Source organism: Streptomyces sp. NPDC050636, assembly GCF_040654775.1.
Classification (GTDB): domain Bacteria; phylum Actinomycetota; class Actinomycetes; order Streptomycetales; family Streptomycetaceae; genus Streptomyces.
In genome coordinates this window covers 23022-37718 of the sequence record NZ_JBFAIP010000064.1, presented here as the reverse complement: position 1 = coordinate 37718, position 14697 = coordinate 23022, and the positions used below count along the sequence as shown (strand labels likewise).

Genomic DNA, 14697 nt, shown 5'->3' with positions numbered 1-14697 from the left:
CCCCAGGGGCTTTCGGTACACACCACTACGGGGGGGGGGGCTCCCCTCTGGGGCGGGCCCCCCCACCGCCGTTTTGTGTGAGCCGTTGCGTGAACCGTTTACATGGGCCTGTTGCGGGCCCTTACGTGGGCCGTGTCAGCCGAAGGCGCCGTGCTGCTGGGCGTCGGGCTTGGGCTCGCCGGAGGCGGCGGATGTGGCGCTCGCCTTGTCACCGGACGCGGCCGGGGCGGCGGAACCCTTCTTCTCCTGCTTGCCCTTCGGGTCCCCTGCGGCGGGCGCGGCCTCGGCGGGCGGGCTCGTCCGCACGCCCTTGGCGATGCCCTCGCCGCCGCGCGTCGTGGCGTCGCCCGCCCCGGGCGGCCCGAACGGATCCGGCCCGTGCGCCGCCCCGGAGGTGGCCCACTCCTGGGTCACGGGCGGCCGCTGGCCCTGGCCTCCCTTGCCGCCGCGGTTGCCGAACGCGCCGCCGAGGCCGGAGGCGAGCTGGCCGAGCGCCATGAAGCCGTACGCGGCGTCGCGGCCGGACGACTGCGAGGCGGAGTTGTCCGCAGGCGGCGCGGCAGCACTGTCCGAGGTGCCGTTGTTGTTCTCGGCGTGCTGCGCGGAGGCGGCCGCGGTCTCCAGATCCGCGGCGGCCAGTTCGAAGGCCGGCAGGGAGTCGTCCACGGACCGCTTGAGACGGTGCCAGTCCGCCGCGAACGCCTCGCCCGCCGGGCCGTGCCAGTTGGCCGACGCGGCCCTGCCGACGTGCCGGTCCAGGTCCCGTACGAGTCCGTCGAGATGCTTGCCCATGTCCCGCCAGCCGGCCGCCGCTTCGTGCAGGGCCTCGGGGTTGCGCCGCTCGGTCACTTGACGCTCCGCATCATCTCGGCCAGCTCGTCCTCGGCCGCCTGGGTGTTCGCGACGGTCTCCTTGATGCCGGTGCCCACGTCGGCGAGCCGCTGCTGCAGCTGGCCCAGGGCGCGCTCGGCCTGTTCGTACAGCTCCCGGAAGTGCCGGGCCGCCGCCTCGTCGCTGCCGAATCCGTCCCGCAGCGCCTCGGCGTCCGCCCGCCGTCTGAATGCGCTCAGCTGCCGGCCCAGATCTTCCGCGGATATCTCGAAGGTGGTACCGAGCTTGTGCAGCTCCTCGGTACTGATCCGGACCTCATCGGACATCATTTCTCCCCGAATTGAATGACAGCGACCTGCCGATCATCCCAACAGGTCTAGCACACCGGCATTGTCACCGAGGCCGTGAGCGGAACGGCCGGACAACGGGGTGGGAAGGAATACGGATCAATATCCGGCAATGCCGACAACCCCGCCTTGACGTCCCGTTCACACCCGTCATTACACTCAGGACGCCGGTGCAGCACACGCGGTTGCTGTGCCACCACATTCATAGGGGGCAACATGAGCAATGAGCGGCAGATCCAGGACGAGGACCTGATGGACGTCGCCGCGGATCCGGAGCAGGCGCACCGGCTGCGGAAGGCGCTCAAGACCCTGGCGGACAACCCCAATGTGGGCGGCAAGCTCCAGGAGATGGCCCGGGAGGTGCTCTCCGGGCGGATCGGCATGAAGGACGCCATCGACACACCGTCCTACATGGAGGCGATCGGCGACCGCATGGGCGAGATCCGGCGGGCCGCGGAGAACCAGACGCAGGCGGAGCGGGAGGCCTCGCGCGAGCAGTTCGCCACCTGGCAGAAGAAGCAGGACGAGCAGGAGGACAAGGAGCGCGCCGAGCGGGACGGCCCCTCGCTCAACATCGTCACCACGCCGCGGCGCGGCGGCCGGGGCGGCGGCCACCGGGGCTGAGCGCCTGTCAGGTTGCGCGACGCTCCATATGTCCGAATGCGGTGATTCGATCCGCTCCAGGTGAGCGGATCGGATCACCGTCAAATTCCCGACAGGCCATACGGAAAAAAGCGGATCACTTACCGGAGCATTCACGAAGATCTGCTCCCTTTCCACACACAGTGATCCCATTTCCTCCCCACACGCCCTATGGGTCGGCACGGGCGCGGCCTCTCGTGGTGTGCCGACGCGCGACCATCCGTGCTCTCCCGTCCGGAGCTCCGGCCTTCGTGTTCCGGTTCCGGTACAGCCGGACCCCGGCGGTCCCACAAGCGCGCCCCGGATCATAGGATCGGCCAGGTAGACGCAGGAATCCACGACTGTGGAGGGCGGGATTTCATGGGGGACGAGGAAGTCATGAGCGCCTCAGGCGGAGAAAACGCCACAGACGCCACTAACGCCGCTGGCACCGCCGAAGCCACAACGGCCGGCTACGCGCCGCATCCATTCGTCGGCGGCCGTACCGCCGTACTCCGCGCGCTCGCGGCCTGGCGCATGCGGTGGCCCGGTGCGCCCCGCGTCATCGTCCTCACCGGAAGCCCGGGCAGCGGGCGTTCGCGTCTGGTCACCGGGTTCCTGATGCTGTGCGACCCCGAGTACCGCAAGCGGCTGCCGCTGGACGACCTGGACCCGGCGACGGTCCCGCCGGAGCTCCCGGCGCCCGCCGTACCGAACCCCGAAGGGCTCACCGCCGCACAGCTGTTGTGGACCATCGCCGACCATTTCGAGCTGTCGGCCGGCCGCGCCGAGGACATCTTCACCGAACTCGGCGCCCGCGAGGAGCCGGTGACGATCGTCGTGCCGGACGTCGACAGGGCCGGTCCGGTACGGGCCGCGGAGGAACCCGCTCGCCTCGTGGAGGACGTCCTCGAACCGCTCGCCGCCACCGAAACGGTTCATCTGCTCGCCGATGTACCCCGCGAACTCGCCACCGAGCTGGCCGGTTCGCTGCCCCGGGGCCAGGTGCAGATCATCGATCTCGACGAACCCGAGTGGGCCGACCCCGAGGGGCTGGCCCTGCACGCCGAGACCGCGCTCTACGCCGCCACCGAGTCCCCCGAACGCCCGTACACCACCGACCCCGACGCGCGCCGCACGCTCGCCGAGGCGATCGCCCGACGCGCCGACGGCAACCGACTGACCGTCCAACTCGCCGTGCAGTCGCTGCTCATGCAGCCCGAGGGCTTCGACCCGTCGGACGAGTCCCAGCTGCCTGCCACTGTCGGCGAGGCGCTGGACCTGCACGCCCGCAGGCTGGGCGCCGATCCGCAGACCCTGCGGCTGATACTGGCCCCGCTGGCGTTCGCCGAGGGCCAGGGGCTGCCCGTCCAACTGCTGGGGACACTGGCCGGCGCCGTCGCCGGGCGGGATATGAGCCAGGACATCGCGGACGGGATGATGCTCGCGGCGCCGTTCATCCAGCCGGTCGAGGTGGCGGACGGCGACGGACACAGCGGCGACGACGGAGACGGGGCCGGTTCCGACGCCGAGGAGTCCGCGGGCGCCGGCGGCCGTACGCTGCTGCGTCTGATCCACCACGGCATCGCCGACGAGATCCGCGCCGGCCTGCCGGACGGCCGCGACGCGCAAACCAAGATCGCCATGGCGCTGCTGGAGGCGGTGCCCGAGCAGGACTGGTCCAAGGCCGATCCGTACATCCGCGACCACCTCGCCGCACACACCCTCGAAGCCGGGCTGCTGCCCCAACTCCTCACCGACCCCGGCCTGTTCGCCCATGCCGACCCGGTGTCGCTGCGGGCCGCCGTGGAGGCCGTACCGCTGGAGCAGCTCGGCGCCCCGGCCCGTACGTATCTGCGCATCGCTCCCCTGCTCACCCGCACCCAGGCACCGGCCGATATGCGGGCGGCGCTGCTGGAGACCGCCTTCGTGGAGGACGGGCTGGCGCCATGGGCGGAGGCGCTGCACGGTCTCGGTTTCGCGCTGCCGTGGCGCACGCTGTGGAGCCTGCCGCTCACGGGGGCGGGCGCGGTGACGGTCGGCTCCCTGCCTCCGCAGGGCGAGTCCGTCCCGCAGCAGCGGAGCGAGTCGGAAACGGCTACCGATGGTGCGGCTGCCGGCGGCGAGAGCGACGGGCCGCCCGGCGCGACCGCCGCACGCCCGGTGGCCGCCGTCCTCGTCCCCGAGGGCACTCCCGGCTCCCGTCCGCTGCCGCGTGCGGAGGGCGAGGCCTCCGAGGGCGGCGGCGCGGCCTTCCTCATCCACGATCTGCTGCGCCCCGGGTACGTCGACACCGACCCGACGCTGGTGGTGCGCCCCTCGGAGGACGAGCGGGCGGCGGCGCCGTTCGGGATCAGCCGGGGCGCCGACTATCTGCGCGTCTGGGCCCGGGCGAGCCAGGAGGTGGTGGCCGCCCTGGTCTCCGACACCCCGTTCACCGGCGCCGATCTCTCGCCGGACGGTGTCCTCGTCGTCGCCACGGAGCGCGGCGTGAACGCCCGGCAGATCACCGCGGCCGTCCCCCTGGCGGCCACCCCCACCGTGCCGGCCCAGGCCGCTGGCCCCGATGACGCTGACGCTTCCCACGGCCTCGAAGGAGACCACTCGTGATCACCCAGGCGCAGGCACACGCCACCGCCGCCCGCTGGCTCAACCCCGAAGGGCATCAGGGCCCGCCGCGCGAGGTCGCCATGCAGGAGTTCGACCTCGGCTGGGTGGTGTGGGCCGTTCCGCCGCCCCCGGAGGTCGACCCGGTGACCGGGCAGCGGCGCCCGCCCGCGGAGATCGGCACCGCGTGCGGCGTCGTCGACCGCGCTTCCGGCGAGCTGACGGTGTGGCCGTCCGTGCCGGTCGACGAGGTCGTGCGGATGTACCAGCAGAAGCACGGCGCTGGTGCGGGCGCCGCTCCGGCGGCACCCGCCCAGCAGCCGGTCACCGGCCCCGGCAACACCGCCGTCGCCACCTTCAACGACCCGGCCACCGGCGAGGAGACCAGCCTCGCCCGTATCTCGGCTCCCGGAATGCCGCCCGTCGAGTTCCAGTTGCACGAGGAGCTGCTGCGCCTCGGCGTACGCGGCGAGGACGTCCGGGCCGTGCACACCGATCTGCGGCCGGCGTTGCTGCCCGGCGGCTATCCGGGCGACTTCATCTTCCGGGGCTTCCCGAACGCCTCGTTCTCCTGCACCGAGGGCTACGGCATGCGGCCCGAAGAGCGCGCGGAGGGCGTCGCCGGGCTGCTGCGGCACGTCGAGATGATGCATCAGCTGGCGGGCCGGCCGGCGCCGCCTCGGCCGCACCGGGCGCCGGTGCCGGAGAACGTCGAGGCCGCGCCGCCGATGCGCGATGTGGCGCTCGGCAAGCACCTGACGGAGGTGTTCGGCCCCCAGGGCGTGATCCGTCCGGACGCCGACGACATCGCCGCGACCCAGCTGCCCGAGGCCGCGAAGAAGACGCTCACCTGGGCCGGACTGCCCCTCCAGGTCCCGTACTTCTTCACCGCCGACCAGGCCGGGAACCCGCCGGCCGGCGGTCTGTTCACCGATGTGGCCACCCATCTGCGGGAGATCGGGACCGAGGCGCAGGAGGGTCCCCTGGAGACCCTCGCCGGCTACGTCCGGATCGGCACCGACGGTTTCTACACGGTCGCCGTGCAGTGCGTCGCACCGGAGACGAACCAGAGCCTCGTCGGTACGGTCTGGGCGGTCCAGCCGTCGTCGGGCGGCGGCCGCTTCGCCAACCGCACGCTCGCCGCGTATCTGCGCTCGCTGGCACTGCTGGTGACCACGCGGCAGCAGATGCAGGGCATGGACCCGTATGCGGCGGGCGCGGCGGTGGCCGCCTTCCAGGAGCAGATCGCGGCGATCGACTCCTGGGCGCTGGACGACCAGGGCAACTGGTGGTCGCTGATCATCGAGCAGATGTGGCACGGGTTGTTCTGAGGCCGTAGGTAGTTCCTCTGAGGCCACAGGTGGTTCTGAGGCGAGACGGCGGCGCCTTCGCGTATCGAAGGTGCTTCATGTACCGGGACACCGGGGGCGCACCGGGCGCACCACGCACCGGGCGCTTCACGTACCGGGGCGTCTCCGCCATCCTCACCGGGGCGTCTCCGTCATCCTCAAGGCAACGGGTCATCCTCAGGGCAACAGCAGCCAGTCCGCGGCCAGCGCCGCCGCCAGGCCCACGCCCAGCAGCCAGGTGCCCAGCCTGGTGCGCCCGTTCCGGCTGAGTTCGATCACAATGCCGCAGAGTACGAGCGCGGCTCCGTAGACCCCGACCACCAGCACCGACGTACGAGACGCCAGGCGCACCACCAACACCAGCGCCATCGCCCCCATCAGGACCGAGGCCAGAACGATGCGTATTCGCCTGGCCTGACGTGGCGTCAGCCCCACACGGCTGTCGGGGAGGGACTCTTCGGCTTCGAGCGAGTCCTCGGGTTCGAGCGTGTCCTCAGGTTCGGGCGTGGCCTCGGGTTCCGGTGCGTCCATGAGCGGAAATGCTACGGGACCTGTGATCGTCCGCGTGCCCCGATCCCCAGGACTTCCGTCGCACGCCGCCGAACTAACAATCAACCCCACCGCACAGTTGACCGCTCGCACACCGAAGCTCGGCCATGACTCTCTCTCGCGGCACTCAAAGCCCAACCCGCCCCCGGATTCACCGAACATTCACTCATCCCACCCCAGGTCAATTCCCGGCAATTTCCACCCAGTTGAATGCCGCGAACCCCACCGAGCCACCACATCCCCGCCTTGACACCCCAACGCCCAGGTCGCCTAAAGTGAGATCATAAAACTCGACTGAGACCATTCGACTGGGATCGGTCGACTCGACGGGCAGCGTCCGGGAACCAGCGAACACGGGGGACAACAGTGGCAGGCAAGGCATTCGACGTCGATCCCGACGTACTGAGGACGCAGGGCGACGCGTTCGTCGACATCGGCGGCGATTTCTCCAATGCGGCGAAGAAGCTGAAGCAAGGCGTCAACCAGGACGCCGCGAAAGCGGCCTTCGAGGGCTGCGACTTCGGTGAGATCTTCCTGACCATCTACGAGCCCATCGCGAACGGCATGTTCGACTCGATGGACTCCCTCGGCGAACGCCTCGAAGACATCGGCGACAAACTCACCTCCATGGCGAAGCACTACGCCGAGTCCGACGAGCAGGGCATCCACACCATCAGCGCCGTCGGCCGCCCCGTCATCTGAGGCGCCACCGCGCCACTGAGGCAGCCACCCCCGGCCAGCCGCGACAGGCCGGCAATCGCACGCCTCACCCCGCTCCATCTCCGCCTGACGCTCCACCGCCATCCCACTCGGCACCACTCAGCACCACTCGGCTACCACCGCACGGGGGACGATCACTGTGTCAATCCAGCTGCCAGGAGGGGTCGACTGGGTCCTCGACCTCCTCGGATTCAACTGGCCGAACGCTGACGAAGACAAGCTCTTTGAATGCGCCCAGATCTGGCGCGACTTCGCCGAAGCCGTGAATCAGGCGAACTCCAGTGGCTCGACCGCGGCCAACGAAGTGTTCTCCGCCAACTCGGGCGAGGCCGTCGAGGGCTTCTCCAAAGAATGGGGCGCCTATAACGGCAGCGCGGGCGGCGACAACTACCTCCGCGACGCCGCCATGGCGGCCGAGGTGATCGCATTCGCCTTCGACGCAGCCGCCCTCGCCGTTATCGCGGGCAAGATCGCGGTCATTGTCCAGCTCGTGATCACCGCCGCGGAACTCATCGCGGCCCAGGCTGCCGCGCCGTTCACCCTGGGCCTCTCCGAGCTCGGCGCGGCCGGCGCCGTCCAGGCGTCCCGCGTGATCATCCGCCAGATCCTCGACAAGCTCAAGCGCGAGGTCATGGAGGCGGCCACCAAGGCGATGGAACACGCCACGATGGACGCCATCAAGAAGATGACCAAGGACCTGGCCAAGAAGGCGGTTTCCAAGGAAGCCCGCAAGATGGTCACGGACTACGCCAAGCAGCAGATCAAGGAAACGGTCAAGGAGACCGTGGTCGAGGGGGCCAAGGAAAAGGCCACAGAAGCCGGCCAAGAGATGGCGGCGAACGTCGTCGAGCAAGGCATCGAAAGCCACTTCGGCGCACGCGACGGCATCGACTGGGGCGAAACCGCGGGCATCGCCAAGGAAAAGGCCGGCGAGTACGTCAAGGAAACCACCGACGCCCTCACCGACCCGCAGACCTACATCGACCACACCAAGGAAGACCTCGCCAACCGGGCGGAAACCCAAACCAACCGTGGTCTGGACGCCGCCCAACGCGGAGTCGACAACCGCACCGGCGGCGCCGCGACCCGCCACCAGGACGTAACGGACGAGGCCCGCTCGGTCGTCACCGACCAAGTCCGCTCAGTCTTCGGGTAACGGTTCCCACGTTTCCACATCCAGCTGCCCACTAAAGCAGCCTTGATGCCCTCAGCCTCTTGAGTCGCTTGAGCCTCCTGCGATAGTCCACAGAGCTGAGGGCATCACGGCTATACGGGGTAACAACTCAACGGCTCCGGCACAGCACACCACCCACAGGAAAGCTGTGAACGGCGGCACAATATGAGCACCATTCCCCAGGGGAAGTTCACGCAATTCCCCGCAGGGTTCCTGGATATGGATCCCGCGGGCACCAGACACATGCATACATACGCACAGAGCAGCGTCACAGCTGTGGGGCAACCCGATGGCCAGCCAGACGCTGGGGCGGGGCCGAGCCCCCGCACAGGGCGAGCGCAACTCATCACACATCCGATGCCGAAGGCGCCCTGGACCCTGGACGGAACGGAACGGGCCGCCCACTCGACGAACGGGTAGCCCTCCCGAACTCCGGCTACCTCACTGGGAAGCCACGCGATCCTCAAGGCGTCGATCTCGGGAGTGCGTAACCATCGGCCCCATATCTTTCGGCCGAAGTCGCCCTTCAACAAATCCTCAACAAATCGGGGCCCGCAGCCCAAGGCTGCGGACCCCAATACCGTCTTCCCCAATACCGTCTTCAGCTACGGCAACGCGCTACTGGCCCGGCGGCTGCATGGGCGGAGCCGGCGGGTACGAACCGGGCCCGCTGGGCTGCTGCTGATACGGGCCAGGCTGCTGCTGGTAAGGACCAGGCTGCTGCGGGAACCCGGGCCCACCAGGACCACCGTAGCCACCAGGACCGCCGGGGGGCGGGCCGTTGCGGCCGTTCTTCTTCTGCCGGACCACGACGATGACGATGATCGCGACAACGACGAGAACGCCGGCCGCAATGCCGACAATGGCGCCGGTGCCGAGTCCGCTGTCCTGCTGGTCGCTTGCCTGGTCGCCGCCGCTACCCGATGCGCCGGGAGCGGCCGATTCGCTCTTGTTCGCAGACGGCTCCTCCTTGGGCAACTTCAGCGGGCCATTCTTTGGGCCGGCAGGGATATTCTCCGTCAGCGCCCGCAGGGGCCGGATGAAGCCATACCCGTAGTGCGGGTCCGGGAGCTTCAGGTTTTCCTGCCCCGGCGGCAGACCAGCCGTCTTCACGAGGCGATTGGCGATCTGACCAGCGGTGAGGTCGGGGTACTTGGAACGGAGAAGTGCTGCGGCGCCCGAGACATACGCGGTTGAGTCAGAAGTGCCATTTGCCAAACGATACGGCTTCGAGGCCGCCGCAGATCGAATGAGTGTCCCAGGTGCGGTCAGCATGGTCTGCGGGCCGTAATTCGATTTATCCCACACCTTGCCGGCCGCGTTGACTGCTCCGACAGCGACTACTCCCGGATAGGAAGTCAATTGATCAAGATGACCCACTCCGTTGTTACCTGTCCCGGCAACGAGAAGTACGTTTTTCTTGACCGCATAGGAAAGGGCCTGCTTCTCTTTTTCGGTTAGAACAGGCCACTCGAATGACATATTGATGACAGACGCGCCGTTATCGACAGCGTATTCCAGTGCCTCAGCCAAGGGGTCTGAGTTCTGGTCCGGCACATCATCTTCCCTGGGGATACCCACTGGCAAAATCTTGGCTTCCGGGGCCAGCCCCTTCACTCCATCTGAATTGCCAGCACCGTGCCCATGACCAGCAATGATGGATGCCATAGAAGTGCCATGATCATACATATCTTCTTGATTAGCGGGCCCGCCCTCGGGAAAGTCTTTTCCCGCTAGAACATTACCTTTCAAGTCGGGATGATCACCGTTAACGGGATCATCGAGCACAGCGACCGTGACGCCTTTACCTGTTGATACCTTCCACAGGCTTTCAGCTTTATATGACTTCAGCGGCCACTGGTCATCTCTGATCTGGTCCGCCAAAGCAGCCGGGGCGGAGCCGAAGAGCAGTGCTCCCGCCACCACCGCGCCGCCCACTGCACGCAGCGTTCGCGTGAAGCTCATGCCGTACACCTCTCCCTAGCAAGGTAGGGCCCGCAACCCGAAGACTGCGGGCCCCACTTCGATTCCGCCGATTACTTGATCTTGGCTGGCAGGTCCCTACTCAATGACCTTGGGCGCCACATTACGCTCCTTGGTCCAGGTCTCCTCATCCTCGACGAGGTAGTCAGGACGCTGCCCATTCTCGGCCTTGTCCTTACCCTTGCCGCCGTGAGCCCCAGGAGCACCGGCCATCCCGGCCGGACGGCGACCGCCTGCTGCGCCCTGCTGTGTACCGCCACGGCTGCGATGCAGGCCGGAACCCCCCTGCCCGCCGACTCCGGACTTGCCGCCCTTGCCGCCGACGACACCGCCCTTCTGCCGTGCCAGGGCACCGCCCTTGCCGCCAGCGCCCTTGGCTCCGGCTCCCCTGCCTGCGCCTGCGCCAGCACCACCAGCCATGCCCGGCATACCGGCACGGCCACCGCCCCGGGCACCCGCTCCGCCGCCGGCACCACCCGTGCGGCCGGCACCGCCGCCGACCATGCCGGGCATGCCGCCGCCAGCGATGCCCGAACCTGAGCCTCCGCCAGCACCAGAACCAGAAAGACCGCCAGTGCCTACGCCGCCGCCGGCACCGCCACCGCTGAGTCCGCCGGCACCACCACCGGTCCCAAGCCCGCCGCCTGACAGGCCATCAAGTCCCGTCCCAATGTTCGGTGCGGGAGACTTGGGGATGCTGCCGATGCCGCCGTCAATACCGTTCGGACGCGGCGGTTCCATCGGCTGCGGGGTCGCGTAACCGCCGCCCTTCATGTCCGGGATGTTGGGTGTCGCACCGCCCTTCGGGCCAGACCCCGAGGGACCGAACGGGGGGATTGGGGGCATCGGACCGCCGCCAGGACCGTCGTACTCCGGTACGACGTCGTCGTCAATACGTCCTCCTCCAGGCGGACGACCAGTGAGCGGCGGCTCCCCGATCATCGCCTTACCAGCCCTGTACGTCGTCGCAAGCTGCTCCATGTAATGGCCAGCCTCGAGCTGACGCTCCCTGTCGATCGACAGGGAACTCCGGTTCTTGATCGCGGCTTCGCCGATGGTCATCTTCGGGTTCTCGAGGTCCGCGTTCAGCTGCGTGTCATCCCGGCCGCTACCCCCGACCATCCCACCCACAAGGCCGCCGACCAGGCCACCCGCTCCGGGCGCGATCGCGTTCCCGATAGCTGCGCCCTTTCCAGCACCAGACTTCAACCCGTCAGCGGCCCGGTCCTTGATGCGGTCCAACTCGCTGGGCTCCTCGACAGCCTCGACCGCTTCCTTGACCTGGCGCAGCCTCTCGCTGATCTGCTCCATGACAACGTTCACGCTGTGCGGGTAAGGAGCAAGCTTCGCGAAGTTATTGCTGACCTTTTGAGCAGCCTTCGCGAAATTCTGGGCGGACGGACCATGCCAGGATTCCAGGACCTTTTGCACCGCGTCATCGAACTGCTTCTTGATGCCGCTGTTCCAGTCCTCGCCCACGAGTGAGACGCGAACCTTCCGCCAACCCTCAGCGACGTTGGCAACTTCATTCGGGTTGGCGCCTGCCACCATCGCTTTGATCTCGGCGAGCGAGCCCTTGGTGAACTGAGGACGGCTCTCCTTGGTGTCGTAGTTCGCCTCTGTGGCGCCACCTCGACTCTGACCACCGTTCGCTGGCCCCTTGACCTGAGCCGGCTTGAAGTCACTGTCATCCGATGCCATCTGCTGTCCCCCATTCCGTCATCGAACATTCCCTATCTGCCACTGTGAGCCTTCAGCCGAAGTCAGCTCATATCAATTTTGTTGTCCGCTTCCGCGTCCTGGTACGCATCTCTGACCTTGGACGACTTCTTGCCAAAGCTGTCGACCAGGCCCCTCACCTTTGCCACGAGGGCCTCGATGTCCTGCTTCATCGCGTCGTGGTGGTCATGCAGCAGCTTCTCTTCAGCGAACTCCTGCCCAAGGGCGCCCCTCGGAAGGTACGTGCCGTTCTTGGCGTGACCAACCGGCTCGTCCATGTTCTGGAGAACGTGATTGAGCTTCCCGATGACTTGATCCAAGGCGTCCAGATCGACGCCATACTCGCCTTTACCACCCATGATTAAGCCTCCCCGTGTGTGCTAATACCAGTCCTACGTCGCCAGTCGCGGAGTGCGATGGCGGAGCCGACTACCAGGCCGACGGCGAGAATGCCGCCGCCCAGGATGTAGATGGAAATGCGGGTGCGTCGTTCCTCGGGGGTTTCACCGATGGGAACGGCGGCCGCCTGGATGTTGATGGCATCGGCTGCGTTGTTGCCCTTGTTCGGCTTCGGCGGGCCGGTGGGCCGGGTGTCGTCCTTGAGGGCTGCCACCGGGTCGATGACGCCCCAGCCGATGTAGTCGTCCCGGTCCTTGTTGACCCGATCCGCGGTCTGCTCCAGATGCCAGATGATTTCTTGCGGCGTCCAGTTGTCGGTCTTGTGCTTCGCCTTGAGGAGGGCCGCGGCTCCCGCGACGTATGGAGCGGCGAAGCTTGTGCCCTGGTCGACGCAGTTGCCGCCGTCAGGGACCGTGGAAACCATGTCGACGCCCGGTGCGGCGATATTGACGAACTTTCCGGACTGGGAGAAGGGCGCGCGCTCGTTGTTGCGGTCGGAGGCGGCTACGGCCAGGACGTTGCTGTAGCGCTCCGAGTAGGCAGCGGGGAACATCTCCTTTTTCCCGCCGTCGGCGCCACCGTTGCCGGCCGAAGCCACGATCAGGATGCCCTGCTTCTCGGCCCTTCCTACCGCAGCCTCAAGCTGGGGCAGAAGGCGCTGGTTGGCGCCGGTGCCCTGCGAGATGTTGATGATGTCGAAGCCCTTGGCGACCGCATAGTTGATGGCCCTGGCGAGGCTTTCCGCGGTGCCGGGCTTCTCCTCGGAGGTCTGCTGGATCGGGATGACCTTCGCCCCGGGCGCGATGCCGAAGAAGCCGGACTTCGCGGGCCTGGGCCGGGCGGCGATGATGCCCGCGACCTTGGTGCCGTGGCCGACCTTGTCCACGGTCGGCTTCTCGTTGCCCTTGACGATGCTCGTACCGCCGGGGCCTATCGCCTCTTCGAGCTGCTTGTTGCCCGCGTCGATGCCGGTGTCGATGACGGCGACCCGGATGCCCTCTCCTCTGCCGCTCGCCCACATCTGTTCGGTCAGGAGGCGCTGCAGGGACCAGGGGGTCTCTTTGATGTCATCGGTGCCGAACTTGCATTCGCCGCTCTGCAGCGGCACGTTCTCGTCCGCGACAGCCGGCGCCCCAGCGGCCCAGGACATGCCAACGGCGCACGCTGCCGTAACCAGTGCGCCCGCCGCTCGTCGACGGTGCCCGGCTCGGTGACCAATGGCGCGAGATCCCACGGGTTGTCTGCTCTCCATGTGTGGTGGATTGGACGGGAACGAGGGGTGAGGAAGGAGTGGAGAAAGGGAATGTATTGAGGTATTGGGAGGGAATCTGCGAGGCGTTGGTGGACGGCAGAAGGGCGAGCGCACTGTTGCAGCGCGCTCGCCCTCATTGACCACTGTGCGAGCCGTCGGGGCTGCTCAGCCGTTTGCCATCCGTACCTGCGCTGACGCCAGGTCAGCCTGCCCAGATACCGGCGTTCTTCTGCTCAGTGCTCTGGTAGTTCTGAGCCGCCTGGTCCAGCGCCTTGGCGATGGCCTCAAGCGTGGAGTGCAGAGAAGCGGCGCGCTGGTCCCACTCGCGCTGGCGGGCCTGGTAGCCCTCCTGCGCGGAACCTTCCCAGCTCGCGGCGATCTTCTTCACGCCCGCCTCGAGGTCATCGAGCTGCTGACGGATGTTGTTGGCCGTCCCGCGCACGTCGGAACTCGCCTGCTGGATCGTCGCAAAATTGACGAGGATCTGGCCACCCATGGTGTCCCCTCCGGGAGTTGATAAGGCCTGGTCGATTCAAATGCCGCAGCGGGCCGGCGGGACTGGCCGGCTGGCCCGTACTGCGGCGGCTGGGCCGATGCGCCGCGGGAAGCAGCGCGGCCGCATCATCCGAACGGGGAAGCGTTCGAGGAGACGTGCGAGATCGACTGAGCCTGCTCCTCTTCGGAGGCCGCGTAGTTCTTCGTGGTCGAGTCGATCGCTTCCTTGATCTCACTCAGAAGCTGGTTGAGACGGTTGGCGTCCTCGTTCACCTGCGACTGCAGCTGGTTGTACGAGGAGGCCGCCATGCCCTTCCACCCGGACGTGATGGTGTCGACGACCGTGTTCAAGCGCGAGATCTCGCCCTGGATCGACTGGTTGACCGAGGAGATCTTGCCGCTGAACGCAACCATCTCCTCCTCGGTGGTTGTGTACTGCTGACCAGCCATAGTCAACGTCCCCCATGAGACTCGTACGTCGTACCGCGCTGTGCCGGCTAGGGAACTCGCGCGGTTGGCATCTGTTGCTGATGCCTTAGGCCACTTTAACCACTCCACACGTCTGTTCCCAACAGGGTGCGGGGTCTTGTGACGGGATCACAACATTGTCAACTACCCGTCACTGAAACGTTGTTCGACGGAATCGGGCAG

The 14697-nt window shown here is 67.4% G+C and carries 14 protein-coding genes; 5 read left to right on the top strand and 9 right to left on the bottom strand.

Translation table 11 applies throughout. The features are described from left to right. Window positions 1-135 precede the first annotated feature (135 nt). Window positions 136-849, bottom strand: a complete 714-nt coding sequence (locus AB0I10_RS30270; RefSeq protein ID WP_363155855.1) for a WXG100 family type VII secretion target — start codon at window positions 847-849, stop codon at window positions 136-138. Next, a complete protein-coding gene (locus AB0I10_RS30265) occupies window positions 846-1157 on the bottom strand; it encodes a hypothetical protein (protein ID WP_363155854.1) in 312 nt (103 codons plus the stop codon). The genes AB0I10_RS30270 and AB0I10_RS30265 overlap by 4 nt, the downstream gene beginning before the upstream one ends. Before the next feature lie 237 nt (window positions 1158-1394). On the opposite strand from AB0I10_RS30265, the gene AB0I10_RS30260 reads away from it, so the two are divergent. The 3 genes from AB0I10_RS30260 (at window position 1395) to AB0I10_RS30250 (ending at window position 5737) form a co-directional block, all read left to right on the top strand. Then, the gene (locus AB0I10_RS30260; RefSeq protein ID WP_363155853.1) at window positions 1395-1802 is read left to right on the top strand and encodes a hypothetical protein; all 408 of its coding nucleotides are present in this window, start codon (window positions 1395-1397) and stop codon (window positions 1800-1802) included. A gap of 378 nt (window positions 1803-2180) precedes the next feature. Then, entirely contained in the window at window positions 2181-4409 is a 2229-nt protein-coding gene (locus AB0I10_RS30255) for an ATP-binding protein (protein ID WP_363155852.1), read from the top strand. Next, window positions 4406-5737 (top strand): SUKH-4 family immunity protein, encoded by a 1332-nt coding sequence (locus AB0I10_RS30250; protein WP_363155851.1) that lies wholly within the window; start codon window positions 4406-4408, stop codon window positions 5735-5737. The genes AB0I10_RS30255 and AB0I10_RS30250 overlap by 4 nt, the downstream gene beginning before the upstream one ends. A gap of 195 nt (window positions 5738-5932) precedes the next feature. Here the strand turns inward: AB0I10_RS30250 and AB0I10_RS30245 are convergent, their stop codons facing one another. Beyond that, on the bottom strand, window positions 5933-6286 hold the full coding sequence (locus AB0I10_RS30245; RefSeq protein ID WP_363155850.1) for a hypothetical protein: 354 nt from the start codon (window positions 6284-6286) through the stop codon (window positions 5933-5935). Window positions 6287-6670: 384 nt separating this feature from the next. Here AB0I10_RS30245 and AB0I10_RS30240 point away from each other — a divergent pair, with 384 nt between their 5' ends. Together AB0I10_RS30240 and AB0I10_RS30235 are read left to right on the top strand one after the other, a co-directional pair. Then, entirely contained in the window at window positions 6671-7006 is a 336-nt protein-coding gene (locus AB0I10_RS30240; protein WP_363155849.1) for a hypothetical protein, read from the top strand. A gap of 157 nt (window positions 7007-7163) precedes the next feature. Then, entirely contained in the window at window positions 7164-8180 is a 1017-nt protein-coding gene (locus AB0I10_RS30235; RefSeq protein WP_363155848.1) for a PE-PGRS family protein, read from the top strand. A gap of 636 nt (window positions 8181-8816) precedes the next feature. On the opposite strand, the gene AB0I10_RS30230 is transcribed toward AB0I10_RS30235, so the two are convergent. The 6 genes from AB0I10_RS30230 to AB0I10_RS30205 form a co-directional block, all read right to left on the bottom strand. Continuing rightward, the gene (locus tag AB0I10_RS30230) at window positions 8817-10163 is read right to left on the bottom strand and encodes a S8 family serine peptidase (RefSeq protein ID WP_363155847.1); all 1347 of its coding nucleotides are present in this window, start codon (window positions 10161-10163) and stop codon (window positions 8817-8819) included. Between the two features lie 96 nt (window positions 10164-10259). Further along, complete coding sequence (locus AB0I10_RS30225) at window positions 10260-11882, bottom strand: hypothetical protein (RefSeq protein ID WP_363155846.1); 1623 nt, start codon at window positions 11880-11882, stop codon at window positions 10260-10262. 62 nt (window positions 11883-11944) lie between these two features. Next, window positions 11945-12259, bottom strand: a complete 315-nt coding sequence (locus tag AB0I10_RS30220) for a hypothetical protein (RefSeq protein WP_363155845.1) — start codon at window positions 12257-12259, stop codon at window positions 11945-11947. 2 nt (window positions 12260-12261) lie between these two features. Next, the gene (mycP, locus tag AB0I10_RS30215) at window positions 12262-13449 is read right to left on the bottom strand and encodes a type VII secretion-associated serine protease mycosin (RefSeq protein WP_363155844.1); all 1188 of its coding nucleotides are present in this window, start codon (window positions 13447-13449) and stop codon (window positions 12262-12264) included. Window positions 13450-13753: 304 nt separating this feature from the next. Then, window positions 13754-14047, bottom strand: a complete 294-nt coding sequence (locus AB0I10_RS30210; RefSeq protein WP_363155843.1) for a WXG100 family type VII secretion target — start codon at window positions 14045-14047, stop codon at window positions 13754-13756. 125 nt (window positions 14048-14172) lie between these two features. Then, window positions 14173-14496, bottom strand: a complete 324-nt coding sequence (locus tag AB0I10_RS30205) for a WXG100 family type VII secretion target (RefSeq protein WP_363155842.1) — start codon at window positions 14494-14496, stop codon at window positions 14173-14175. Window positions 14497-14697: the final 201 nt, after the last annotated feature.

Excerpts from the sequence above, each read along its gene's own strand:
- AB0I10_RS30225 (WP_363155846.1), bottom strand. The coding sequence starts at position 11,882 with ATGGCATCGGATGACAGTGACTTCAAGCCGGCTCAGGTCAAGGGGCCA.
- AB0I10_RS30220 (WP_363155845.1), bottom strand. The coding sequence starts at position 12,259 with ATGGGTGGTAAAGGCGAGTATGGCGTCGATCTGGACGCCTTGGATCAA.
- AB0I10_RS30205 (WP_363155842.1), bottom strand. The coding sequence starts at position 14,496 with ATGGCTGGTCAGCAGTACACAACCACCGAGGAGGAGATGGTTGCGTTC.
- AB0I10_RS30265 (WP_363155854.1), bottom strand. The coding sequence starts at position 1,157 with ATGTCCGATGAGGTCCGGATCAGTACCGAGGAGCTGCACAAGCTCGGT.
- AB0I10_RS30230 (WP_363155847.1), bottom strand. The coding sequence starts at position 10,163 with ATGAGCTTCACGCGAACGCTGCGTGCAGTGGGCGGCGCGGTGGTGGCG.
- AB0I10_RS30210 (WP_363155843.1), bottom strand. The coding sequence starts at position 14,047 with ATGGGTGGCCAGATCCTCGTCAATTTTGCGACGATCCAGCAGGCGAGT.
- AB0I10_RS30260 (WP_363155853.1), top strand. The coding sequence starts at position 1,395 with ATGAGCAATGAGCGGCAGATCCAGGACGAGGACCTGATGGACGTCGCC.
- AB0I10_RS30245 (WP_363155850.1), bottom strand. The coding sequence starts at position 6,286 with ATGGACGCACCGGAACCCGAGGCCACGCCCGAACCTGAGGACACGCTC.
- AB0I10_RS30255 (WP_363155852.1), top strand. The coding sequence starts at position 2,181 with ATGGGGGACGAGGAAGTCATGAGCGCCTCAGGCGGAGAAAACGCCACA.
- mycP (WP_363155844.1), bottom strand. The coding sequence starts at position 13,449 with ATGTCCTGGGCCGCTGGGGCGCCGGCTGTCGCGGACGAGAACGTGCCG.